We start from the raw sequence: 20624 nt of genomic DNA on the forward strand, positions 1-20624 counted from the left end.
CCATGATCCGCCGCCTCGACCGCGGCGGACCCATCAAACGCCAGACCCGACGCCTGCTGAACGCGCCCGAATAGAAGCACTCTCAAACACTCACTCAGATTCCACAGGTAGAGCAGGGCGGTTCCGGCCAGCAACACCAGGACCGGCCATCGGCGCTGCCGTGCCGGGGCCGCCTCGTGCGGCATTTCGAGCGCCGCCGGCTGTTCCATCAACGTCGTCATGGCGCCAACCGTGGGGGAGCGGGCTACGGCCGCCTTGTGTGATGGCTGTCCGCAATCTGTGAGGCGACGAGAAACACAGTCGATCTTCTTCGGGCTTGATTCGGTACGCGTTCTGCGGGCAACCCATTCGTGCCAGGATGGGGATGAGAGTCCGGGTTCGAGCGAGAGACAAGGCTGATGAGCGAACACGTTTCCGACAGCGCCGAGTGGCAGACGCTGCAGGGCCACGCGGAGAAGTTCTCGGCGGTGCACCTGCGCGACCTGTTCGGCAGTGACCCCGGCCGCGGCGAGCGGCTGACCACGACCGTCGCCGACCTGACCGTCGACTACAGCAAGAACCTGGTGACCGACGAGGTCATGACCGCCCTGTTCGCGCTGGCCGAGAAGGCCGGGCTGCGCGATCGCATCGCCGCCATGTTCGAGGGCAAACACATCAACACCACCGAGGACCGCGCGGTGCTGCACACCGCGCTGCGCCTGCCCCGCGACGCCCAGCTGGTCGTCGACGGCCAGGACGTGGTGGCCGAGGTGCACGAGGTGCTCGACCGGATGGGCGCGTTCAGCGACCGCGTGCGCTCGGGGGAGTGGACGGGCCACACCGGTCAGCGCATCAAGACCGTGGTCAACATCGGCATCGGCGGCTCCGACCTGGGCCCGGTGATGGCGTACGAGGCGCTCAAGGCGTACAAGTCGCCCGAGATCGAATGCCGGTTCATCTCCAACATCGACCCGACCGATCTCTACGAGAAGACCCACGACCTCGACCCGGCGTCCACGCTGTTCGTGATCGTGTCGAAGACGTTCGGCACGCAGGAGACGCTGACCAACGCGACCGAGGCGCGGAAGTGGCTTCTGGCCGGGCTCGGAAATGATCAGGCGGCGGTCGCGAAGCACTTCGTCGCGGTTTCGACGAACGAAAAAAAGGTGTCCGACTTCGGCATCGACACCGCCAACATGTTCGGTTTCTGGGACTGGGTCGGCGGCCGCTACTCGCTGCCGTCCGCGGTCGGCCTGTCGGTCATGATCGCGATCGGCAAGGAGCAGTTCGCCGACATGCTCGCCGGCTACCACCAGGTCGACGAGCACTTCCGCACCCAGCCGCTCGAGAGCAACGTGCCGGCCCTGCTCGGCCTGATCAACGTCTGGTACGACACGTTCCTCGGCGCCCAGTCGCACGCCGTGCTGCCCTACTCGCAATACCTGCACCGCTTCGCGGCCTACCTCCAGCAGCTGACGATGGAGAGCAACGGCAAGTCGGTGCGCCTGGACGGCAGCCCGTTGTCGTACCAGAGCGGCGAGGTCTTCTGGGGCGAGCCCGGCACCAACGGTCAGCACGCCTTCTACCAGCTGATCCACCAGGGCACGAAGCTGATCCCGTCCGACTTCATCGGGTTCGTCGAGCCCAACCACGACATCGCCGAGATGCACGACCTGTTCATGTCCAACTTCTTCGCCCAGACCGGCGCGCTCGCCTTCGGCCGCACGCTGGAACAGGTCGAGGCCGAGGGCACCGATTCCAAGGTCGCGCCGCACCGGGTGATGCAGGGCAACCACCCGACCACGACGATCCTGGCCCAGAAGCTGACGCCGTCGATCCTCGGCCAGCTGATCGCCCTCTACGAGCACATCGTGTTCACTGAGGGCACGATCTGGCAGATCAACTCGTTCGACCAGTGGGGCGTCGAGCTGGGCAAGGTGATGGCCAACCAGCTGGCGCCGAAGCTCACCGGGTCGTCCGCGCCGGCAACCGACGACGACTCCTCGACCAACAACCTGATCAAGCTGTACCGAGCCGGCCGCGGTCGCTGAAAAACGTCACACCCCGGCTCTAGGGTCGTCGGCATGGACAAGTCGGCGGCCCTCGAGCTGCGCATGCGGAGCCTGCTCCTGCGAGGGAGCCCGGGCCGCGTCGCCGCGATCGTCGAATGGTTCGGCGCGATGCAGGCGCAGGACGTCAACAGCGGCCTCTGGTCGCTCGGCGCGCGGCTGCCCGGCGCCAAAATCGACGACATCAACGCGGCCCTCGAGCGCCGCGAGGCCATCCGCACGTGGCCGATGCGCGGCACGGTCCACTGGGTGCCGCCGGCCGACGCGCGCTGGATGCTCGAGCTCATGGGCGTGCGCTCGCTGGTGGGGTCCGAGCGCCGCCGCCAGCAGATCGGCCTCTCGGCGGCCGACGCCGACCGGGCGGTCGAGCTCCTCGGCTCCGCCCTGGCGGGCGGCAAAAGACTGACGCGAGCCGAGTGCCTGCGCACGCTCACCGAGGGCGGCATCGCGGTGGGCGGTCAGATCGGTTACCACCTTCTGTGGTACGCGTGTCAGCAAGGTGTAGCCGCGATCGCCCCGCACGTGGGCAAGGAGCAGACGTTCGTGCTCCTCGACGAGTGGGCGCCCGAGCCACGCCGACCGGACCGCGACGAGGCCCTCGGCATCATCGCGCTGCGCTACTTTCGCAGTCACGGCCCGACGACGCTCAAGGACTTCGCGGGCTGGACCGGTCTGACGATGACCGACTGCCGAACCGGCATCGCGGTCGCCGGAAAGGCCTTGGCGCCGGTCGACGTCGACGGCGTCGAGATGCTCATGGCCGCGGAGCCGCCCGCGGTGGGTGGCGCCGCGGCGGACAGCGTGGCGGTGGGCGGCGTGGCTTCGGCTGCGGCCGGGTCGGACGGCGGGGGCTGGCTGGCGCTGCCGGGCTTCGACGAATATCTGCTCGGCTACAAGGATCGGTCCATGATGGGCACTCCGGAACAGCTGGCGGCGGTCATTCCGGGCGGCAACGGCGTCTTCCAGTCCACGCTGGTGCGCGGGGGACGGGTGATGGCGACCTGGAAGCGCACGATCCGCCGCAACGGCGTCACCGTGACCGTCCAGCCATTGGCGAAGTTCACTTCACGAGATCGTCACAATGCCGAGGCCGCGCTGCAGCCGTTCGCCGACTATCTGGGCCTGCCGCTGACTGTTAAGAACCCTTGATATTTACGCATGTGAACGCCACTATGTGGGTGTCGCACGTCACGTACGTATCGAGGGAGTCGCCATGGGTGTCCGACGTCGTCTCTTAGCTCTGGCCGTCGGTCTGGGGGTGGCCGTCGGTGCGTTCGCCGTGGCGGTCGCCGGTCCGGGCGGCGCCGCGAATGCCGCCGTGACGTGCTCCGGCACGGTGTGGGCCGAGGGCAACACCTACACGGCCGGCCAGCAGGTCACCTACCAGGCTCATCTCTACCAGGCGCTGGTCACCCACACGGCGTGGCCGGGCGCGGGCTGGAACCCGGCCGCGACGCCGACCCTGTGGACGGACCTCGGCGCGTGCACCGGCGGCGGCACCACTCCGCCGACGACGAAGCCCACGACACCGCCGACGACACCGCCGACGACACCGCCGACGACACCGCCGACGACGAAGCCCACGACGCCGCCCACGACTCAACCCACGACGGCGCCGCCGACCACGACGCCGCCCGGCGGCTCGACCTGTGCCACCAAGGGCCGGCCGGCGAGCAAGGTGCTGCAGGGTTACTGGGAGAACTGGGACGGCTCGTCCAACGGCGTACACCCCGGCCTCGGCTGGATCCCGATGAACGACAGCCGGATCGCCCAGCATGGTTACAACGTGCTGATGGCGGCGTTCCCGGTGATCCTCTCCGACGGCACGGTGCTCTGGCGGGACGGCATGGACGCGGGCGTGAAGGTCGGCACCCCGGCCGACGTCTGCGCGGCCAAGGCGGCCGGCTCCACGGTGCTCATGTCGATCGGCGGTGCGGCGGCCGGCATCGACCTCAGCTCGTCCGCGGTCGCCGACCGGTTCGTCTCGTCGATCGTGCCGATCCTCAAGCAGTACAACTTCGACGGCATCGACATCGACATCGAGACCGGGCTGACCGGCAGCGGCAACATCAACACCCTGTCGACCTCGCAGGCCAACCTCGAGCGGATCATCGACGGCGTGCTCGGTCAGATGCCGTCCAACTTCGGCCTGACCATGGCGCCCGAGACGGCGTACGTGACCGGCGGCAGCGTCACCTACGGGTCCATCTGGGGCTCGTACCTGCCGATCATCAAGAAGTATCTGGACAACGGTCGGTTGTGGTGGCTCAACATGCAGTACTACAACGGGAGTATGTACGGCTGCTCCGGTGACTCCTATTCGGCGGGCACGGTTCAGGGCTTCACCGTGCAGACCCAATGCCTCAACAACGGCCTCACGGTCCAGGGCATGACGGTCAGGATCCCGTACGACAAGCAGGTCCCGGGCCTGCCCGCCCAGTCGGGCGCCGGCGGCGGCTACATGGCACCGTCCCTGGTGTCGCAGGCTTACTCCAGCGTCAGCGGCATCAAGGGCCTGATGACCTGGTCGATCAACTGGGACGGCTCCAAGGGCTGGACCTTCGGCGACAACGTGAAGCGGCTCGAGGGCCGCTGACCGGTCCGGCCGGCACCGACCCGCCAGTCGGTGCCGGCCCCCGAGTCATCGGGCGAGCTGCGCCAGGGCGGCCAGCACCACGCCGGGCTGCTCGATGTGCAGGTATTGGTGGGTCGCCCCCTCGACGAGGATGTGCCGTCCGCGCGACGACTGCCCGGCGATCGTGGCGTGCAGCTTGTGGATGCCGTCGAGGGCCTGCCGGACCAGGGCGGGCGGGGCCACCGTGGCCCACGCCGGGTTGCCGGCGCCCGCGGTCAGCACCGTGGTCGGCACGTCGGGAACCGGCCCACCGGACCGCACCTCGGGGTAGACATCGGACTCCAGGCCGGCCGACTCCCGCAGCGAGGTGCGCCATTGCGAGAGGTGATAGTCGACGAGCTCAGCGCGTACGTCCGGGGGCCAGGCGGCGAGAAGCCGCGAGTAGGCCTCCCGGGCCGCTCGGATCTGCTCGGCCGTCAGGTCGGGCAGATCCGCTTTCAAAGCCTGGTTGAGCTCGGCCGCCTCGGGCGGCAGGTAGTCGAAGAGATCCTCGTGGCCGGGGTCGAGCAGCAGCAGCGCCCGCACGTCCGCCGGGAAGAGCTGGGCGAACCGGCGTGCGTAGACCGCGCCGAGCGAGTGTCCGACCAGGATCCACGGGCCAGGCGGCAGTGCCTGCTTGAGTTCGATCGCCACGTCGCCGGCCGAACGGGGGAGTGGCACGTCGTCGCTCCACCCGGTGCCGCCCCGGTCATAGAGCACCGTGTCGCCGGTGGCGATCGACCAGAAATCGAGCCCGACCAGGCCGGCGCCCGGCAGCACGACGACCGGCGCCCCGACCCGCTCCGCATCGAAGCCCTGATAGAGCGCGATCTGCCGTCCGCCCACGTCCACGAATGTTCTCATGACTGCGAACATTAGCAGCTGTGCGAACATTGGGAAATGGACCCGGTCGAGCTTCTCCTGCATCCCGTACGGCTGCGCCTGGTGCACGCGTTCGGCGGCGGGCAGACACTGACAACCGCCCAGCTGGCGGCGCGGCTGCCCGACGTCTCCCAGGCGACCGTCTACCGGCACGTGGCGACGCTGGCCGAGGCAGGCATCCTCGAGGTCGAAGGGGAGCAGCGCGTGCGAGGGTTCGTCGAGCGGCGCTACCGGCTGCGGCGAGCGGCGGCGGCGGTGACACCGGCCCGGGCCGCGACGGCAACCAAGGACGAGCACCGGAGGGCCTTCGCGACGGCGATGGCAGTGCTGCTCGCCGAGTACGAGCAATATCTGGGCCGCGAGGACTCCGACCCGGCGGCCGATCAGGTCGGCTACCGGCAACACGCGATCTGGCTGACCGACGACGAACGGGCCAAGCTGATCGAAGGCATGCGGGCGGCGATCCTGCCGGTCATCGGCAACACCCCGGACGCGGGCCGTACCCCGTACCTGATCAGCCCGATCCTCTTCCCGGTGGCTGACAGCGGATCAGCGAAGCTAGCTTGAGACGCCTGCCCGACGACAAGGATCACAGGCCGACCCACGAGCTCTCGTCGATGATCTTTCTCGCCAGGTGCTCGAATGCGTTGACCGTGCGCTCGTTGGCCGTGCGGTGGAGCCACACGTCGTCGTTGGAGATCAATTGTTCCTGCCACTGCAGTACCGGGTCGAGAGGTACCTCGCCGAGCAGATGAGCCCGGCCGGCACCACGGCTGCTGGCCAGTTCATCAAGCCTCCGATTGCACACATCCAGCCATGCGAGCTGCTCCGTCCGCAGGCCGGTGTCGGGTTGGCTCGGGTCCAGCACCGCCGTTCGCACGAAGCCGATCGCCTCAGCCAGCGCGGTCCGATCGTGGCCGAACCGCACGCCGTTATCCACGATGCCCTGCGAGCCGTGCACCAGCCCGCCGGCCGCGACGATGTGCTGCCGGGTCCAGCGGTGAAAGACGACCCAACGGCTCGGCACGCCCTGCAGCTCCGGCCGGGCAGTCGCGGCGAGCACGATCTCCGTGGCATACGACCTGCCAGCGGTCAGATCGACGATGACGAGGCCGAACTCCTCATCCATCCGGACCAGCGTTCGGTGCAGGCGTCGACGATCTCCGCCGTCGACTGAAATTCGCGCTTTCCGCTGTAGCCGGGCAACAGCATGATCCGCCCCGCTCCGGCCGGATGATAGCGAAGCGCCTCGCGCTGAGTCTCGGCCCAGACGTCGACCCGGCGGGGCTCGGGAACGTGGCCGAGCAGATAGCTGTGCATGCCTCCGTCGTCGACACCGAACCTGATTTCCTCCGGAAGGTCGAAGATCGTGCCCGAGGTCGGAGAACCGAAGTTGAAGTCGAGATAGGCGGAGTCGCCTCCCTGCAACGAGTGCCGGTAGGCCAGGTTCGCACTGGTCACCGATCGGCCGGCGCCGTCCGCGTCGGATGTCGCGAAGATCAGCATGGTCAGCTCCCGATGTCCGCGTCCCGGGCTGCCGAGAGCCGGTCCAGCGCGCGCAACACTTCCTCGGTCATGGCGACCGCCGCACCCGGCCGTTCGCGGCACAGCGAGCGGGCGCGGCGAAGTACGGTTCCAAGACGCTCCAGCTCGATCCGCAGTGTCTCGCCGCGCGTGGTGGTGCCCTGGAGCAGCTCACGGTCGTAGAGGTGATCGGCCTCGTTGAGCAGATCGGCCGCGACCTGGGCCAGCAGATCGCTGTGCACCGGCGCCTCATTGATCACCCGAGCCGCGGTGACCAGGCAGTCGACCACACGCCTCGTGTAGGACCAGGAGACGTTGGTGTGATCGCGAGTGAGGTGGCTGAAGACACCGGCCGGTCGATCCCATAGACCGCGGTCGTCGCCATCGCGGATCATGCGGTCGTGCAAGTGATTCCAGACTGCATCCGACAGGTGCAGCAATCGGCTGCGCGTGGCGTTGTCGGTGGTCATGCCGGCGAGATCCAGCGTGCGGCGGAAGAGGACGGGGGAGAGGTCGGCGACGGTCCAGGTCAGTCGGGGACCGCCCGCGTCCTCGCTGCCTTCGAGCGGAAAGTGCAGTCCCGGATAGTGCGCGGCGACTGCGGCTCCGGGCTCGCTGGACCGGCGCGTGATCCGGCTGCGGGCGGCCAGCTCTTCCAGCACGTTGCCCACGCGCAGGATCTCCGCATTCGACGGGCGGACGCACTGCATGTTCTGCATGACCATCCCGGCGACCGACAGAGTGAAGTAGTCGGACATCCTGCCGTCGGTGGTACACCAGGGAATGTCTTCCATCGCCCACCGGCTGGAGCCGAAGGTCGCAATCGTCGCCCAGTACGATCGGGTGAGCTCGAAACGCAGCTGCAGCGACTGTGCCAAACGGGACTGCTCCGGGTCGAGAAGACCGAGGAGGCGCGTGCGCTCCGACGACAACGCCTGAATCGCATCGAGCGCGACAGTGGTGAAGTAGAGGTACGGCGCGTCCTGCGCCACGCCGTCACGCTGCCGCCCGATGTCGGCGATCGTCTCGATCTTCGGCGCGTCGCGGACGACGCCCCACGACCAGCCACACTCGAACAGCCGGTTGGCAATGTCGAGTTCGCTGCCCTCGGCGGCACCGGAACCGATGATGACGTCGCCACTGAGCCGGACCCTGATCTCCCGCAAAGCCTCCTGCAGTTCCTCGACCACAGCCTGCGTCGGACCGCGATCCTGATTGACCGCACGGATCAGCTCTCGGCCGGACGCGCTGTCGGCCGGGAAGGCATTGACGGTGAAGCTCCGTAGGAGTCCCGCCATAGCTGCCGACAGGCGCCGGCCGGCGAGCCGCTCCAGATTGTCGACGTGCTCCCGCAGCGTCGGCCGGGTCACCACGGACCGGAAGACCTTGGTGAAGCCGATCGTTGCCAGCATCAGCGTCACCGAGATGGAGAACGAGTCGACCACGTCCAGCTCACGCTGAGCCGGTGAGATCTCTTGCGCCTCCACATCGGAGTCGAAATAGGTCCCGCCGGAGAAGACCGGCGTGCCGTCCGGGTCGGTATAGCGGTCGATGTACTCAGTCAGGGCACGCAGCAGGCGGTGGGGAATCTGAAGGCTGTCCCCCAGTGCGCCGAGTGCCGCGATGACATCCTCGCTGACGTTGTCCGGCCGGTCGAGCCGGAACATCGGCACCTCGGTCGCCGGCGACATGATGCAGAGCAACTGCTCCGCATCACTGATCGAATTGCTGCCGCCGCGGCCACCCGGGTTCCAGGCGCCGTCGCGATAGGAGACCCTTGTGGTGGCCAGCCAGAGATCGAGAAGCTGCTGGCGTGGCTCAATCTGCATCGGACCAGCGCACCTACCGTCCGTGGGTTTGCTGTCACCTCTTGAAGGCGCTAGCCACCATCATCCCGCAGCTGTGCTCGCCGGCTCGGTCTTACGTGCCGAGAATGTCCAGGACCGAAGCGGTGACGTCGTCGGCGCAACCCCATGAAAGGCTCACGCCGGAACCGCCGTGCCCGTAATTGTGCAGAAGGTGCCGCCCGCCGCCGAGATTCACCTGCGCCAGCCGCACCTCGGGCCGCGTCGGGCGGATCCCGACACGATGGCCGAGGATCTCCGAGCCCGCGATGGCCGGGTAGATGCGGCTGCACCGCTCCACGATTGCCGCCGCGATGTCGGCCGCCGGCCGGAGATCGGCGTCGCCTGTCTGCGCGCTGCCGCCGAGCAGTAGCAGCTCGCCGTGCGGCAACAGGTAGGTCAACTCGCCCGGCACATCGGTGCGCTCGGCGACGAACTCGTTCAGGCCGGGATTGCGTACGGCGACGAGCTGGCCTCGAACCGGCACCACATCGGGATCGGGCACCAGGTCGCGAGCGCCGAATCCGCTGCAGTTGACCACTACGTCGGCGTCCGCGAACGCCTCCTGCAACGAACGCAGCCGAATACCGAACTGCAGTTCGCCGCCCGCTGCCACCACGCGGTCGGACAGCGTTCGAAGGTAAGGCACCATGTCGATGATCGGGGCGCGATAGCGGTATCCGCTGACGAACCCGTCCGGCAATGCTTCCCGATCGCACTCGCGATAGTGGGGCAGGTGAGAGGCGTACGGCGGCGGTGGGATCGGCCTGCGGGACGCTTCGAAGGCGGCGACCATGCGGATTCCCGGTAGGCCGGCGGCGGCGAGCGCGGCGAACACCTCGTACGTGCGGGTGGCCCAGAGATCCCGGCGGGAATGCCGGGCGTAGGTCGGATCCCAGATCGCTCCGGCCGCGGCCGAGCTGGTCGCGGCCGGCCGGTCCTGGGCCAATATTCGCGGGCGCAGGCCGCTCTCGGCGAGCCGGACCGCCGTCGTGAGGCCGGAGACGCCGGCCCCGACGACGACGACCCGGCTGGAGGCCGCCCTTCGTGGCATTACTCCACCTCGTCAATCGCCCGTGCTCCTCAGCCGGGGGAGGTCTTGTCATGGGCCGAGACTCGTGGTCGGATCGGACCGCAACGGGACCACGATGGACCCACTTATCGTAGCTGTCTCATTAAGGGGCGATGTTGAAATTTGCTGATTGGTTGCAGACGATTTCGCTGATTGCCGTCGTCGTCGCACTTCTGTTGAATTACCGGCAGGCTCGCGAAACGGCTAAGCAGGCCACCGAGGCATCCAAGCAGGTCGCGATTTCGGTTTCCGTGATGAGGCAGGACGCATATCGTGAGGTTACCAACTACGGAGCGAACTTCAATTCCATTCTCTTCCAGTCGGGCGATGACCTGCTGTCCTGGTTCCTGTCCTCTCGGGGCGTCCGGACCGGCTCCCATGAATACAACCTACGCGCGATGTTCATGTTCGTCAGAATGGACGTGCATGAATCACTGTTCCTCTCGAATCGGGGCACCCTACTCGACGAGGATGCCTGGAACGCCTGGAAAAACGTCATTGAGGCGGACGCTTCGACGCCGGAATTCCGCGCGGTATGGCAGGTGGTGGCCAACCATTACGTCGCGAGTTTCGGGGAGTTCGTGAATTCGGTGATCCGGGCACAGGACGCTCCCGCCGGCGCCTCAGCGGGCGGAGACCGGTAGTGAGTGCTCTGTGAACGTAACGATCTGCTCCTGAAGGTCCCGGGACGTCGCGGTGCCGAACCGATCCAGCTCGCCCTGCACGAGGTGCATCGTCCGGACGAGGTCGTGGATCCGGTCGTCTTCCGGCAAGGCGAATACCGGCGTGAGTGACTCCGTGACCCCGTCCAGTTCGCCCCGCGACACCCGGGCGAGCGCCACGCTGATCCGGGCGTCCGCCTCGCAGGCGAAATCCCATGTCGGCTGGTCGTGGTCGCGGTAGGCCCGGACGGCCTCGACGGACAACCGTTCCGCGGTCGCCGACTCTTCCGGCAAGGTCGCCAGCGCGCGGCCGGCGTAGTAGAGATAGCGCGGCCAGGCAAACGTGCAGAGGCCCCCGATCGCGTCGAGGTCATCCGGCTGGGCCTGCTCACACGCCGCCTCGGCCTTGCCGATCAGGTCCCTCGCTCGTCGCGCGTTTCCGAGCGCTGACCAGGCCCGCGCTTCTCCGGCAAAGAGCCATGCCGGGGCCGAGCCGGAAGCAGCGTCGGCCGAGGGGACACCGAGTTCCGCATAGCGGAGCGCTTCGCGAGGGCGGTCGGCCCAGAAACAGATGAACGACTGCAGGGCCCGAACCCAGACCTGCAAACCATGATGGTCGGTGTAGGTGGCCCACCGGAATGCCGTCCGGGCATGCGTCAGGGCCAGTTCGGGCCGTCCGAGGTCGTTCCCCGCGTACGCGAGCAGGCCGGCGACGACGGCGGCCAGAAAGTACAACGACCGCGCATTCGCGGGGGTTTGACGTCGTTTCAGCAGCGCCAGGATGGTCGATTGCGTGGTGACCAGCCGACCCAGCACGGTCGGCAACGGCCGCACCGGATAGAGCGTTGCGAGTTCCCGTACTTCGTCGTGCAGTTGTTCGATCGCTTCGGCGCTCATCGGCAATTCGCCACCGAACGCAGCCGCGCGGGATTGCTCGGCGGCCAGGTGTAACAACTGCTCCGCCTCGGCGCGTGACGGCAGGAACCCGTGGCCGGCAGACATCCCTGTCCCGGCGTTCCAGGGTCGTAACAGCTCGCTCGCCGGGATCTTGAACATTGCCTGCAACACCCGCCGGGTCGACGGCGTCGTGCCGGTCCGTTCCCCGGAGGCCAGCCGTCGCAGGTGTCGTGCGCTGATGCTCAGACCTCGCTCGCCCAGGGATACCGCCAGGCGCTCGTACTCGGCGGCGACCTCCTCGTAGGTCCGGTCTTCCTGGCGCAGCACGTGCTCGAGCACCGTCCGTGGTTCCTGAGAATCTCTACCGGCCATGACGAGGTTTTCCCTGCGTGCTCACGAGCTTCATGATGGGCGTGATGCGGGCCGGCGGAAAGACCGGCGGGCCGCTGGTCCGTGCATGGTCCTGCACGGGTCCGGCTGTGACCCATGCCGCAGTCAGGTTCCTACAAATTTGAAATACCCGAGCGAGCCAGGCGGTTGAGACAACCGTAAGCCACCATCGGTTGAAGGAGCGGTCATGCAGTTCGGGATCTTCACCGTCAGCGACGTCACCACGGACCCGACGACCGGGCGTACGCCGACCGACGCCGAGCGGATCAAGAATGTGGTCACCATTGCCAAGCACGCCGAGGAGGCCGGTCTCGACGTCTTCGCGCTCGGTGAGCACCACAACGAGCCGTTCTTCTCCTCGTCGCCGACCACGACGCTGGCGTACATCGCCGCGCAGACCGACAAGCTTCTGCTCAGCACCGCGACCACGCTCATCACCACCAACGACCCGGTGAAGATCGCCGAGGACTACGCGATGCTGCAGCACCTGTCGGACGGCCGGATCGACCTGATGATGGGCCGCGGCAACACCGGGCCGGTCTACCCCTGGTTCGGCAAGGACATCCGGGCCGGCATCCCGCTCGCGATCGAGAACTACGCCCTGCTGCACCAGCTGTGGCGTGAGCACGTCGTCGACTGGCAGGGCAAGTTCCGTACCCCGCTGCAGTCGTTCACGAGCACCCCGCGCCCGCTCGACGGCGTCCCCCCGTTCGTCTGGCACGGTTCGATCCGGTCGCCCGAGATCGCCGAGCAGGCCGCGTACTACGGTGACGGCTTCTTCGCCAACCACATCTTCTGGCCCAAGGAGCACACCCAGCGGATGGTTCAGCTCTACCGGCAGCGGTTCGCCCACTACGGCCACGGCGGCGAGGACCAGGCCATCGTCGGCCTCGGCGGTCAGGTTTTCATGCGCAAGAACAGCCAGGACGCGGTGAACGAGTTCCGGCCGTACTTCGACAACGCGCCGGTCTACGGCCATGGCCCCTCGATGGAGGAGTTCACCGCCGAGACCCCGCTGACCGTCGGCAGCCCGCAGCAGGTCATCGACCGCACGCTCGGCTTCCGTGACTACGTCGGCGACTACCAGCGCCAGCTGTTCCTGATGGACCACGCGGGCCTGCCCCTGAAGACGGTCCTCGAGCAGCTCGACCTCCTCGGCAGCGACGTCGTTCCGGTGCTCCGCAAGGAGTTCGCCGCCCTCAAGCCGGCCCACGTGCCGGACGCACCCACCCACGAGTCCCTGATGGCAGCGAAGAAGGTAGCGGCATGACCGGGCGTTCCCTCGTAGTGGTCTCGGCCGGCCTCAGCCAGCCGTCCTCGACCAGGCTGCTGGCGGACCAGCTTGCGGCGGCCACCGCCGCCGCAAGCGAAAACCCTTTGGGCGTACGCGTCGTCGAGCTTCGCGACCTCGCCCACGACATCGCCAACCACCTCCTGACCGGCTTCCCGCCGCCCGCGCTCAAGGACGCCCTGGAAGCGGTGGCGTCCGCCGACGCCCTGATCGCCGTGAGCCCCATCTTCAGCGGCAGCTACAGCGGCCTGTTCAAGTCGTTCTTCGACGTGCTGGACAAGGACGCCCTGGCCGGCAAGCCGGTGCTGATCGCCGCCACGGCCGGCACCGCCCGCCACTCGCTGGCCCTGGAGCACGCGCTGCGTCCGCTGTTCGCGTACTTCCGGGCGGTCGTGGTCCCGACCTCGGTCTTCGCGGCCGCCGACGACTGGGGCGCCGACTCCGCCGACGGCCTGCTGCAGTCCCGCATCACCCGCGCCGCCGGCGAGCTGGCCCGCGAGCTGCAGCACCGCGCGCCCGTGCAGGTCACCGATCCGTTCGCCCTCACCGTGAACTTCGAGGACCTTCTGCACAGCTGAGTGAGGACCGCCACCGCTCAGGGGAGTGGCGTCCGTGCCGAACTGGCACTTGTGAGCCCTGATTTTCTGGCCGCCTCGCTGATCGTGCGGGACGAGGAAGCCAACCTTCCGTCCTGCCTGGCGTCGCTGGCCGGCGTCGTCGACGCGATCCACGTGTACGACACCGGTTCCGCGGACGCGACGGTGTCGGTCGCCTCCGAGCTGGGCGCTCACGTGACCCGGGGCCGGTGGGACGACGACTTCGCGGCGGCGCGCAACACCGCCGAACAGGACGTCTCGTCCTCGTGGATCCTGTCGGTCGACGCCGACCATCGCTGTGTCGTCCCCGACCCGGCTCGGCTGCGCGCCGTGCTGGCCGCCTCCGACGCCGACGTCTGCCGGGTCCAGATCGACAACGCGCACGACGAACTGCCGTACACCCACAACGAGGCCCGCATCTACCGGGCCGGCCGGGTGCGCTGGCTGGGGCGCGTGCACGAGCGGCTCGTCACCCCGGCCGGCTCCCGGCCGCGGGCGGCCGACCTGCCCCGCGACGTGATCGTGCTCGACCACCGCGGCTACGCCGACCGGCGCCAGCGGGTGGCGAAGTCGGTGCGCAACGCCGACCTGGCCCGCCGCGCGCTCGCCGAGGCGACGTCACCGGCGCAGGTGGCCCGTACGATGCTCGACCTCGGCCGGAGCCTGGTCGGTGCCGGCCTGCTGCAGGACGCGGTGGACACGTTCGAGAGCTTGCGGGACCTGTTCCCGGGTACGCCGGAGTGGTTGCAGGCCACCGACTTCCTGGCGCGGGTCGTGCTCGCGGCCGGGATGGACGACATCTGCCTGGTCCTGACGTCGCAGTTGCGGGAGGCGGGCGCCCCGAAGCCCTACTGCGACTGGCTGGCGGCCCAGGCCCTGGCCCAGCTCGGCGACGTGACGTCGGCGGCGACGCTGCTGGACGGCGTCACCGAGGTGGTCGACACGGCCGGGCGTCGCCCGGCCCCGCGGGTGCTGGACGAGCTGCGCGAGCTGGTCGGCCGCCTCACCGTCGCCGCCTCGGGGGCCGAGGCCCGCCTGGGCGACCTGGCCGGGTCGGAACTGCAGCAGTCGGGCTGGGCCGGGTCCGAAGGCTGACCGCCGCAGAAATTCGATCGCACGACCGTGCAGCTCGTGTGAGGGTCCTCTCGTGCCGCAACCTGTGCTGCGTACCGATCGCCTCCTGCTCGTACCCCTGGCCGACCGCCACCTCGATCTGGAGGTCGCGCTCGACTCCGACCCCGAGGTGCTTCGCTTCCTGTACGGGCGGGCCCGCTCGCGGGCCGAGGTGACCGGGTCGCACGCCGAACGTATGGCGCTCGGACGCGAGGTGGACGGCCTCGGTTACTGGATCGCGTGGGGCACCGGCGGCGGCCGGCCCGGGTCGGCCGCGCCGGATCGCGAGGAGAACGGCGAGTTCGTCGGCCTGATGATGCTGCCGCCCGCGCACAGCCCGGATCAGCCGTACGACCCGGCCGTCGGCGAACTCGGCTACCGTCTCGTGCGCCGGTTCTGGCGTCGCGGACTCGCGACTGAGGCGTCGCGGGAGCTGCTGCGGCATGCCTTCGACACGCTGGGCCGGCATCGGGTGATCGCCCGGACCATGGCCGTCAACGCGGGTTCCCGCGGCGTGATGCGGGCCATCGGCATGCGCTACGTGCGCACCTGTCACGAGCAGTGGGACGACCCGCTGCCCGGCACGGAGCTGGGCGAGGTCGAATACGAGCTGACTCGCGAAATGTGGCTGTCGAGGTAGGTGCCCGCAAGGGGCTGTGGACAGCGGGTGGCCGCCCGGGGCCCTGTGGACGATCACGCGCGGCCGGCGCGGAACAAGGGCAAGCTGGGACCCGTTCGGAAGGTTCGCCCGGGGGAAGGCCCAGGCATGTCTGAGGGAGTGGGAACCATGGGCGAGATTGTGCTGATTCGGCACGGGCAGACCGAGTGGAGCGCGGCCGGGCGGCATACGTCGTACACGGACCTCGAGCTCACCCCGGAGGGTGAACGACAGGCTCGGGAAGCTGGGAAACGCCTGGCCGGACGCAAGTTCGCGGCCGTGATCTCGAGCCCGCGCCGGCGGGCCCTGCGGACGGCCGAGCTGGCCGGGCTGGCCGTAACCGAGGTGACCGACGACCTGGCCGAGTGGAACTACGGCGACTACGAGGGCCTGACCTCGGCCACGATCCGCGAGACCCGGCCGGACTGGTCGCTGTGGACCGACGGCGCGCCGGACGGTGAGACGCCGGAGCAGATCGCCGCGCGGCTCGACCGGGTGCTGGCCCGGGCCCGCGAGCCGCTCGATGAGGGTGACGTGGCGCTGGTGGCGCACGGGCATTCGCTGCGGGTGGCTGGTGCGCGCTGGATCGGGCTGCCCGCCAGCGGGGGTGGCCTGCTCAAACTGGGGACGGCGACCCTTTCCACGCTCGGCTTCGAGCACGACAATCCGGTCATCGACACCTGGAACGCGTGATGCACAGGCCCGGCTCAGCGCTGACGCCGGCCCAGCGCAGGCCGTGCGGGTTGCTGGTTCCTGATTACCGCGGTGTTGGCGCTCGCTGGAGCACGGACAATGACCCGGCGAAGTCGCGCCGCGGCGGCAGTGACCTGGCTCAGTTCGGGGCTGCCGTTCGCGTGAAGGTTGCTCCTGGCGCTCGGCACCGACCGTCGCCGCGGCGTGTTCGTCCCCGACGTGGTGGCCGGGCTGGTTGTGGTTCAGTCGGTGATCCGGGCCTCGGGCAGGCGGCTCAGGATGCGCTCCACGGTCTCGGCCGGAGACTCGTCGGAGGTGTCGAGCCACAGCCCGATCCGCGGGGTCTCGTCGCGGAGCACCGCGTCGAGTGCCTCGACGGTCCAGTCGCCATAGCCGGTGTTGGCGTGCCGGGCTTCGCGCGCGGCGACCGCCGCCCGGCTCGGCGCGAGCACGACCAGGTGCCGCGGGCGGGTGCGGAGAAGAGCGAGGTAGCGGGGGACATCGGTCCCGAGGATCACATCCTGCACGATGGTGGTGAAGCCGCTCCGGGCGTACGCGTCGGAAGCCGCCGCCGAAAGGCGATAGCGCAACCACAACTGGTCACCGGCCCCGGCCGGGTCGCCGGGAGCCATCTCGACCCGGCCCGAGACGATCATCCGCCGGAAGACGTCGCCCCGGACGTGGGCGGACCGCGGGAAGCCTCGGCGAGCCCTTGAGCGACGGTCGACTTGCCGGCCGCCATCACGCCGGTCACCACGATGACTGTCATGCCGCCATATCTTTGCGGCATGAGACTGGGGCTGGTCGGTGCGGGGGAGGTGGCGTGGCGGCACGCGGCGGCCGCCGCCGAGGTTGACGGCCTGACGCTGATAACGGTTTTCGACCCGGTGCCCGCGCGCGCGGCGCGGCTCGCGGAGACGTACGGGGCCCGCGCGGTCGCCGGTTTCGACGAGGTGCTCGACGCCGTGGACCTCGTCGCGCTCGCGGTGCCGCATGCGCTGCACGAGAGTCTGGCGCTCCGAGCGCTCGAGGCGGGTCGCAAGGTACTGGTCGAGAAGCCGCTGGCAACGACCGTCGAGTCCTGCGACCGGATGATCGGCTACCGGCCCGGCCGCGCTCTCGTGCGCGGCGACCGAAGTCCGGATCGACCCGGCGAGGCCCGCGACGGTCGCGACGGTCGCGACGGTCGCGACGGTCGCGACGGTCCCGACGGTCCCGACGGTCGCGACGGTCGCGACGGTCGCGACGGTCGCGACGGTCCCGACGGTCCCGACGGTCCCGACGGTCCCGACGGTCCCGACGGTCCCGACGGTCCCGACGGTCCCGAGGGTGGCCGCGGTGGTCCCGAGGGCGGCCGCAGGGATGCGCTGATCGGGTCCGCAGCGTCGGAGTCGCCGGTCGGCGGATGGGCGGAGGCAGGGGAGGCGGCGCAGGCGGGCGAGGTCGCGGCCGGTGTGGTGTCGGGAGCTGCGGGGGCGCCTGCGATCGGAGGGGCGCCGGTGGGTGAGCTCGTCGTCGGGCAGCAGGGGCGGTTCTTCGGGCAGGTGCAGGCTGCGCGCGACGAGCTGGCGCGGCTCGGGGAGCCGTTGCTCTACGTCGAACGGCGCTCGGCCGACTATCGGCGGCCCGACCGGCCGGCGTGGTTTGCCGATCCGGTGCTGGCCGGGGGCGGGATCGTGATGCTGGTCGGGGTACACAGCATCGATCGCGCGAGCTGGCTGCTCGGCTCCCCGCCGGTTGCGGTCGCCGGGTCGATCGCCACGCCGGCGGGCTGGTCCGTGGAGACGTCGGCGGCCGGGACCGTCCACCTCAGCGGCGGGCTGCGGGCCCATCTCGCGCTGATCGACTCGCCGGAGTTCTTCCACGAGACGACCGTCGTGTGCTCGCGCGGCACGCTCGTCATCGACCCGTCCGGGCTCAGTGTCGACGGCCGGCGCGTGCTGACCGTCGACGCCGACCGCGAATACACGGCGTCGTTCCGACGCCAATACCAGGCTCTTCTCCGCGGCGACCCGATGGCGACACTCGCCGAGGGGCGGCTTGCGGTTGCGACCGTACGCGCGTGGTACCGGTCCGCCGCCGGCCGGGGCGTCCCGGTCAGCGTGTGAGGCGGCCCGTGACCAGCACGGTGTGCTTGCGGATGCGGAAGGCGCCGTCGGCGTCGATGCGTTCCTGGATTCGCCGGGCGGCCGCCGCCCGCTCGGCGCCGGTCAGAGGTGTCCAGCTGTCGAGGTAGGCGAGAACCGGCTCGCTGGTCGGGACGGCCAGGTCGCCGGGGTAGCGCTCGACCGTGACGTCGTCGAAGACGTCGGCCATCGCGGGCGGGGCGGTCTCGGCCGAGAAGCCGTTCAGCCGGAGCGGCGCGCGTCCCGGCGTACCGAAATCCTCCAGGTCGGCCATGTGGTCGCGGCCGTTGACCGCCACCGCGACGCGGCCGCCCGGCGCGAGCACCCGCGCGAACTCCCGAAGGGCGAGGCCGGGGTCGTCGACGTGGTAGAGCATGTGGTTCGCGATCACCGTGTCGAAGGCGTCGCCGGTGAACGGCAGCGCGCCGGCGTCGGCCCGCAGCACCCGGGCCCCGGGCAACTGCCGCAGCCGGGCGCACATCGCGGGCGAGAAGTCGACCAGGGTGAGCGGGCCGTGGGGCAGGTGCTGCCACAGCTCGCCGGTGCCGGCACCGACCTCGAGGACCCGGCCGTCCCGGGGCAGGCGGGGGGTCACCCATTCCCACCAGGTCTCGGGGTTGGTTCCGTAGCTGTGCAGCGCCATCCGGGCGGTCAGGTTGGCGGTCGTGGTCGCGTACTGGCGGCGCGCATGCTCCGAAACGAAGGACACGCCGCCCAAGCTAGTCGGCCGGGGGAATCAGTCCTGCCGGGTCGGGCGGACGACGATGTCGCTGATCTCCACGTCGTCGGGTTGCTCGATGGCGAACGCGATCGTTCGCGCCACCGCCTCGGGCGGGATGGCGAAGTCGGCCATGTTCTGCCGGATCCGCTCCCGCAGCTCCAGGTCGTGGATCGATTCGGCGAGCTCGGTGCGAACGTAGCCCGGTGACACCGACGTCGTGCGGATGACGCCGTCGGTCGACTCCTGGCGGAGGCCCTCGAGGATGGTCCGTACGGCATTCTTGACGCCGCCGTAGACCGCCATGGTCGGCGTGATCTTGAGCCCGGCGGTCGACACCGTCGTGACGAAATGTCCCCGGCCCTGCCGCCGGAAGGCGGGCATCGCCGCGGCGATGCCGTTCAGTACGCCGCGCAGATTTGCATCGATCATCGCCGACCAGCCGTCGGTGTCGAGGGCCGACATGGGGCTGATCCGGCTGATCCCGGCGTTGTTGACCAGCACGTCGATGCGGCCGAACTCCGTCACCGTCCGCGTCACCAGCCGCTCGAGGTCCGCGCTGCGGGTGACGTCGGTGCGGCAGGTGATCGCCGCGAGACCCCGGTCGCGCAGCCGGCCGGCGATGACGTCGAGCCGGTCGAGGCGCCGGGCGCCCAGGGCGACGGACGCACCGCGCTCGGCCAGCAGCCGCGCCGTCGCCTCGCCGATGCCGCTGCTCGCCCCGGTGATGGCCACAACCTTGCCGTCGATGCCTGCCATGATCTTCCTCCCGATAACCGGACACGTGTCCGCACCGGGAAAGCTAGCGGACACGTGTCCGGTTAGCAAGCTGTGGTACGACGTAGCGGTGACATCAGCACCGCGCCGGGCCGACGCGACCGAAAACCGGGCCCGCATCGTCGAAGCCGCCCGCGCGGAGCTCACCGAGGACCCCGACTTCCGGCTGAACGCGGTCGCGCAGCGGGCGGGCGTCGGCCAGGGCACGCTCTACCGCCACTTCCCGACCCGGGCCGACCTGCTGGCCGAGGTCTACCGCGCCGACGTCGACGAACTGGTCGCCGCGGCCGGCGCCCTGCTCGAGGAGCACGCTCCGGCGGACGCCCTGCGGGCCTGGTTCGACCGGGTCGCGGAGTACGCCCGGGTCAAGCGGGGCGTGTACGCGGCGCTGGAGGTCGCCACCTGGGAAAACCTGTCCGCCAGCAGCCTGGGCCCGATCGGCGACGCGATCACGCTGCTGCTCGACGCCGGGCGGTCGGCCGGCGAGATCCGTGACGACGTCGACGCACGCGACGTCGTCATCCTGATCGGCTATCTGTCACGCATGGACGCGTCCGAGTTCGACAGCCGCGCCCGGCACCTGCTCGGCATCGTCCTCGACGGCCTGCGCACCCGCCCCTGAGAGGCAGGCGGGCCCTGCGCGCCCGCCCCTGAGCCGGGGGCTGGGGCCGCCTGGTCGAGGGGCCGCCCGGTCGAGGGGCCGCCCGGCCGAGGGGCCG

General features: G+C 69.5%; 22 protein-coding genes. 12 read left to right on the top strand and 10 right to left on the bottom strand.

Annotation, left to right across the window (positions count from 1 at the left end; genetic code table 11):
• Positions 1-221: hypothetical protein (locus tag ACIA5C_RS41160; protein WP_396065277.1), on the bottom strand; the 221-nt coding region annotated here is incomplete at its 3' end.
• Positions 222-398: 177 nt separating this feature from the next.
• Between ACIA5C_RS41160 and pgi the strand changes: the two genes are divergently transcribed.
• The 3 genes from pgi to ACIA5C_RS41175 all read left to right on the top strand — a co-directional run bounded on the left by pgi (position 399) and on the right by ACIA5C_RS41175 (position 4644).
• Positions 399-2030 carry a glucose-6-phosphate isomerase gene (pgi, locus tag ACIA5C_RS41165; protein WP_396065279.1) on the top strand — a complete coding sequence of 544 codons (1632 nt, stop codon included), beginning with the start codon at positions 399-401 and terminating at the stop codon, positions 2028-2030.
• A gap of 33 nt (positions 2031-2063) precedes the next feature.
• The gene (locus tag ACIA5C_RS41170; RefSeq protein WP_396065281.1) at positions 2064-3197 is read left to right on the top strand and encodes a winged helix DNA-binding domain-containing protein; all 1134 of its coding nucleotides are present in this window, start codon (positions 2064-2066) and stop codon (positions 3195-3197) included.
• Positions 3198-3261: 64 nt separating this feature from the next.
• Complete coding sequence (locus tag ACIA5C_RS41175; RefSeq protein ID WP_396065283.1) at positions 3262-4644, top strand: carbohydrate-binding protein; 1383 nt, start codon at positions 3262-3264, stop codon at positions 4642-4644.
• A 45-nt stretch (positions 4645-4689) separates the two neighbouring features.
• Here ACIA5C_RS41175 and ACIA5C_RS41180 read toward each other — a convergent pair whose 3' ends face one another.
• Complete coding sequence (locus ACIA5C_RS41180) at positions 4690-5526, bottom strand: alpha/beta fold hydrolase (protein ID WP_396065285.1); 837 nt, start codon at positions 5524-5526, stop codon at positions 4690-4692.
• A 36-nt stretch (positions 5527-5562) separates the two neighbouring features.
• Here ACIA5C_RS41180 and ACIA5C_RS41185 point away from each other — a divergent pair, with 36 nt between their 5' ends.
• Positions 5563-6111 carry a helix-turn-helix domain-containing protein gene (locus tag ACIA5C_RS41185; protein ID WP_396065287.1) on the top strand — a complete coding sequence of 183 codons (549 nt, stop codon included), beginning with the start codon at positions 5563-5565 and terminating at the stop codon, positions 6109-6111.
• 22 nt (positions 6112-6133) lie between these two features.
• On the opposite strand, the gene ACIA5C_RS41190 is transcribed toward ACIA5C_RS41185, so the two are convergent.
• The 4 genes from ACIA5C_RS41190 to ACIA5C_RS41205 all read right to left on the bottom strand — a co-directional run bounded on the left by ACIA5C_RS41190 (position 6134) and on the right by ACIA5C_RS41205 (position 9966).
• Positions 6134-6673 (bottom strand): SCO2523 family variant P-loop protein, encoded by a 540-nt coding sequence (locus ACIA5C_RS41190; RefSeq protein WP_396065289.1) that lies wholly within the window; start codon positions 6671-6673, stop codon positions 6134-6136.
• Positions 6637-7050, bottom strand: coding sequence for a hypothetical protein (locus ACIA5C_RS41195; protein WP_396065291.1), 414 nt, complete (start codon positions 7048-7050; stop codon positions 6637-6639). The genes ACIA5C_RS41190 and ACIA5C_RS41195 overlap by 37 nt, the downstream gene beginning before the upstream one ends.
• Before the next feature lie 2 nt (positions 7051-7052).
• Positions 7053-8897 (bottom strand): SCO2524 family protein, encoded by a 1845-nt coding sequence (locus ACIA5C_RS41200; RefSeq protein WP_396065293.1) that lies wholly within the window; start codon positions 8895-8897, stop codon positions 7053-7055.
• Between the two features lie 91 nt (positions 8898-8988).
• The gene (locus ACIA5C_RS41205; protein WP_396065295.1) at positions 8989-9966 is read right to left on the bottom strand and encodes an FAD-dependent oxidoreductase; all 978 of its coding nucleotides are present in this window, start codon (positions 9964-9966) and stop codon (positions 8989-8991) included.
• Between the two features lie 131 nt (positions 9967-10097).
• Between ACIA5C_RS41205 and ACIA5C_RS41210 the strand changes: the two genes are divergently transcribed.
• Positions 10098-10628, top strand: coding sequence for a hypothetical protein (locus tag ACIA5C_RS41210; protein ID WP_396065297.1), 531 nt, complete (start codon positions 10098-10100; stop codon positions 10626-10628).
• On the opposite strand, the gene ACIA5C_RS41215 is transcribed toward ACIA5C_RS41210, so the two are convergent.
• A complete protein-coding gene (locus tag ACIA5C_RS41215; protein ID WP_396065299.1) occupies positions 10608-11882 on the bottom strand; it encodes a hypothetical protein in 1275 nt (424 codons plus the stop codon). The genes ACIA5C_RS41210 and ACIA5C_RS41215 overlap by 21 nt on opposite strands.
• Before the next feature lie 238 nt (positions 11883-12120).
• On the opposite strand from ACIA5C_RS41215, the gene ACIA5C_RS41220 reads away from it, so the two are divergent.
• From ACIA5C_RS41220 to ACIA5C_RS41240, 5 genes are all read left to right on the top strand, one after another.
• Positions 12121-13203, top strand: a complete 1083-nt coding sequence (locus tag ACIA5C_RS41220; RefSeq protein ID WP_396065301.1) for an LLM class flavin-dependent oxidoreductase — start codon at positions 12121-12123, stop codon at positions 13201-13203.
• On the top strand, positions 13200-13802 hold the full coding sequence (locus ACIA5C_RS41225; RefSeq protein ID WP_396065303.1) for an FMN reductase: 603 nt from the start codon (positions 13200-13202) through the stop codon (positions 13800-13802). Before ACIA5C_RS41220 ends, ACIA5C_RS41225 begins: the two co-directional genes overlap by 4 nt.
• A 51-nt stretch (positions 13803-13853) precedes the next feature.
• Positions 13854-14915: a glycosyltransferase gene (locus tag ACIA5C_RS41230; protein WP_396065305.1), complete on the top strand. Its 1062-nt coding sequence runs from the start codon at positions 13854-13856 to the stop codon at positions 14913-14915.
• A 52-nt stretch (positions 14916-14967) separates the two neighbouring features.
• Positions 14968-15573 carry a GNAT family N-acetyltransferase gene (locus ACIA5C_RS41235; RefSeq protein ID WP_396065307.1) on the top strand — a complete coding sequence of 202 codons (606 nt, stop codon included), beginning with the start codon at positions 14968-14970 and terminating at the stop codon, positions 15571-15573.
• Positions 15574-15720: 147 nt separating this feature from the next.
• Positions 15721-16284, top strand: a complete 564-nt coding sequence (locus tag ACIA5C_RS41240; protein ID WP_396065309.1) for a histidine phosphatase family protein — start codon at positions 15721-15723, stop codon at positions 16282-16284.
• A gap of 242 nt (positions 16285-16526) precedes the next feature.
• Here the strand turns inward: ACIA5C_RS41240 and ACIA5C_RS41245 are convergent, their stop codons facing one another.
• Positions 16527-16940, bottom strand: a complete 414-nt coding sequence (locus tag ACIA5C_RS41245) for a phosphotransferase (protein WP_396065311.1) — start codon at positions 16938-16940, stop codon at positions 16527-16529.
• A gap of 132 nt (positions 16941-17072) precedes the next feature.
• On the opposite strand from ACIA5C_RS41245, the gene ACIA5C_RS41250 reads away from it, so the two are divergent.
• Positions 17073-18392 carry a Gfo/Idh/MocA family protein gene (locus ACIA5C_RS41250; RefSeq protein WP_396065313.1) on the top strand — a complete coding sequence of 440 codons (1320 nt, stop codon included), beginning with the start codon at positions 17073-17075 and terminating at the stop codon, positions 18390-18392.
• Here the strand turns inward: ACIA5C_RS41250 and ACIA5C_RS41255 are convergent.
• Positions 18382-19119, bottom strand: coding sequence for a class I SAM-dependent methyltransferase (locus tag ACIA5C_RS41255; protein WP_396065315.1), 738 nt, complete (start codon positions 19117-19119; stop codon positions 18382-18384). The genes ACIA5C_RS41250 and ACIA5C_RS41255 overlap by 11 nt on opposite strands.
• 27 nt (positions 19120-19146) lie before the next feature.
• Entirely contained in the window at positions 19147-19887 is a 741-nt protein-coding gene (locus ACIA5C_RS41260; protein ID WP_396065317.1) for an SDR family oxidoreductase, read from the bottom strand.
• Between the two features lie 88 nt (positions 19888-19975).
• Here ACIA5C_RS41260 and ACIA5C_RS41265 point away from each other — a divergent pair, with 88 nt between their 5' ends.
• On the top strand, positions 19976-20527 hold the full coding sequence (locus tag ACIA5C_RS41265) for a TetR/AcrR family transcriptional regulator (protein ID WP_396065319.1): 552 nt from the start codon (positions 19976-19978) through the stop codon (positions 20525-20527).
• Positions 20528-20624 lie beyond the last annotated feature (97 nt).

The organism is Actinoplanes sp. NPDC051343, from assembly GCF_044455125.1.
Taxonomy (GTDB): domain Bacteria; phylum Actinomycetota; class Actinomycetes; order Mycobacteriales; family Micromonosporaceae; genus Actinoplanes.

Coding starts and splice junctions, on each gene's coding strand:
- pgi (WP_396065279.1), top strand. CDS start 399: ATGAGCGAACACGTTTCCGACAGCGCCGAGTGGCAGACGCTGCAGGGC.
- ACIA5C_RS41170 (WP_396065281.1), top strand. CDS start 2,064: ATGGACAAGTCGGCGGCCCTCGAGCTGCGCATGCGGAGCCTGCTCCTG.
- ACIA5C_RS41175 (WP_396065283.1), top strand. CDS start 3,262: ATGGGTGTCCGACGTCGTCTCTTAGCTCTGGCCGTCGGTCTGGGGGTG.
- ACIA5C_RS41180 (WP_396065285.1), bottom strand. CDS start 5,526: ATGAGAACATTCGTGGACGTGGGCGGACGGCAGATCGCGCTCTATCAG.
- ACIA5C_RS41185 (WP_396065287.1), top strand. CDS start 5,563: ATGGACCCGGTCGAGCTTCTCCTGCATCCCGTACGGCTGCGCCTGGTG.
- ACIA5C_RS41190 (WP_396065289.1), bottom strand. CDS start 6,673: ATGGATGAGGAGTTCGGCCTCGTCATCGTCGATCTGACCGCTGGCAGG.
- ACIA5C_RS41195 (WP_396065291.1), bottom strand. CDS start 7,050: ATGCTGATCTTCGCGACATCCGACGCGGACGGCGCCGGCCGATCGGTG.
- ACIA5C_RS41200 (WP_396065293.1), bottom strand. CDS start 8,897: ATGCAGATTGAGCCACGCCAGCAGCTTCTCGATCTCTGGCTGGCCACC.
- ACIA5C_RS41205 (WP_396065295.1), bottom strand. CDS start 9,966: ATGCCACGAAGGGCGGCCTCCAGCCGGGTCGTCGTCGTCGGGGCCGGC.
- ACIA5C_RS41210 (WP_396065297.1), top strand. CDS start 10,098: ATGTTGAAATTTGCTGATTGGTTGCAGACGATTTCGCTGATTGCCGTC.
- ACIA5C_RS41220 (WP_396065301.1), top strand. CDS start 12,121: ATGCAGTTCGGGATCTTCACCGTCAGCGACGTCACCACGGACCCGACG.
- ACIA5C_RS41225 (WP_396065303.1), top strand. CDS start 13,200: ATGACCGGGCGTTCCCTCGTAGTGGTCTCGGCCGGCCTCAGCCAGCCG.
- ACIA5C_RS41240 (WP_396065309.1), top strand. CDS start 15,721: ATGGGCGAGATTGTGCTGATTCGGCACGGGCAGACCGAGTGGAGCGCG.
- ACIA5C_RS41245 (WP_396065311.1), bottom strand. CDS start 16,940: ATGATCGTCTCGGGCCGGGTCGAGATGGCTCCCGGCGACCCGGCCGGG.
- ACIA5C_RS41250 (WP_396065313.1), top strand. CDS start 17,073: ATGAGACTGGGGCTGGTCGGTGCGGGGGAGGTGGCGTGGCGGCACGCG.
- ACIA5C_RS41260 (WP_396065317.1), bottom strand. CDS start 19,887: ATGGCAGGCATCGACGGCAAGGTTGTGGCCATCACCGGGGCGAGCAGC.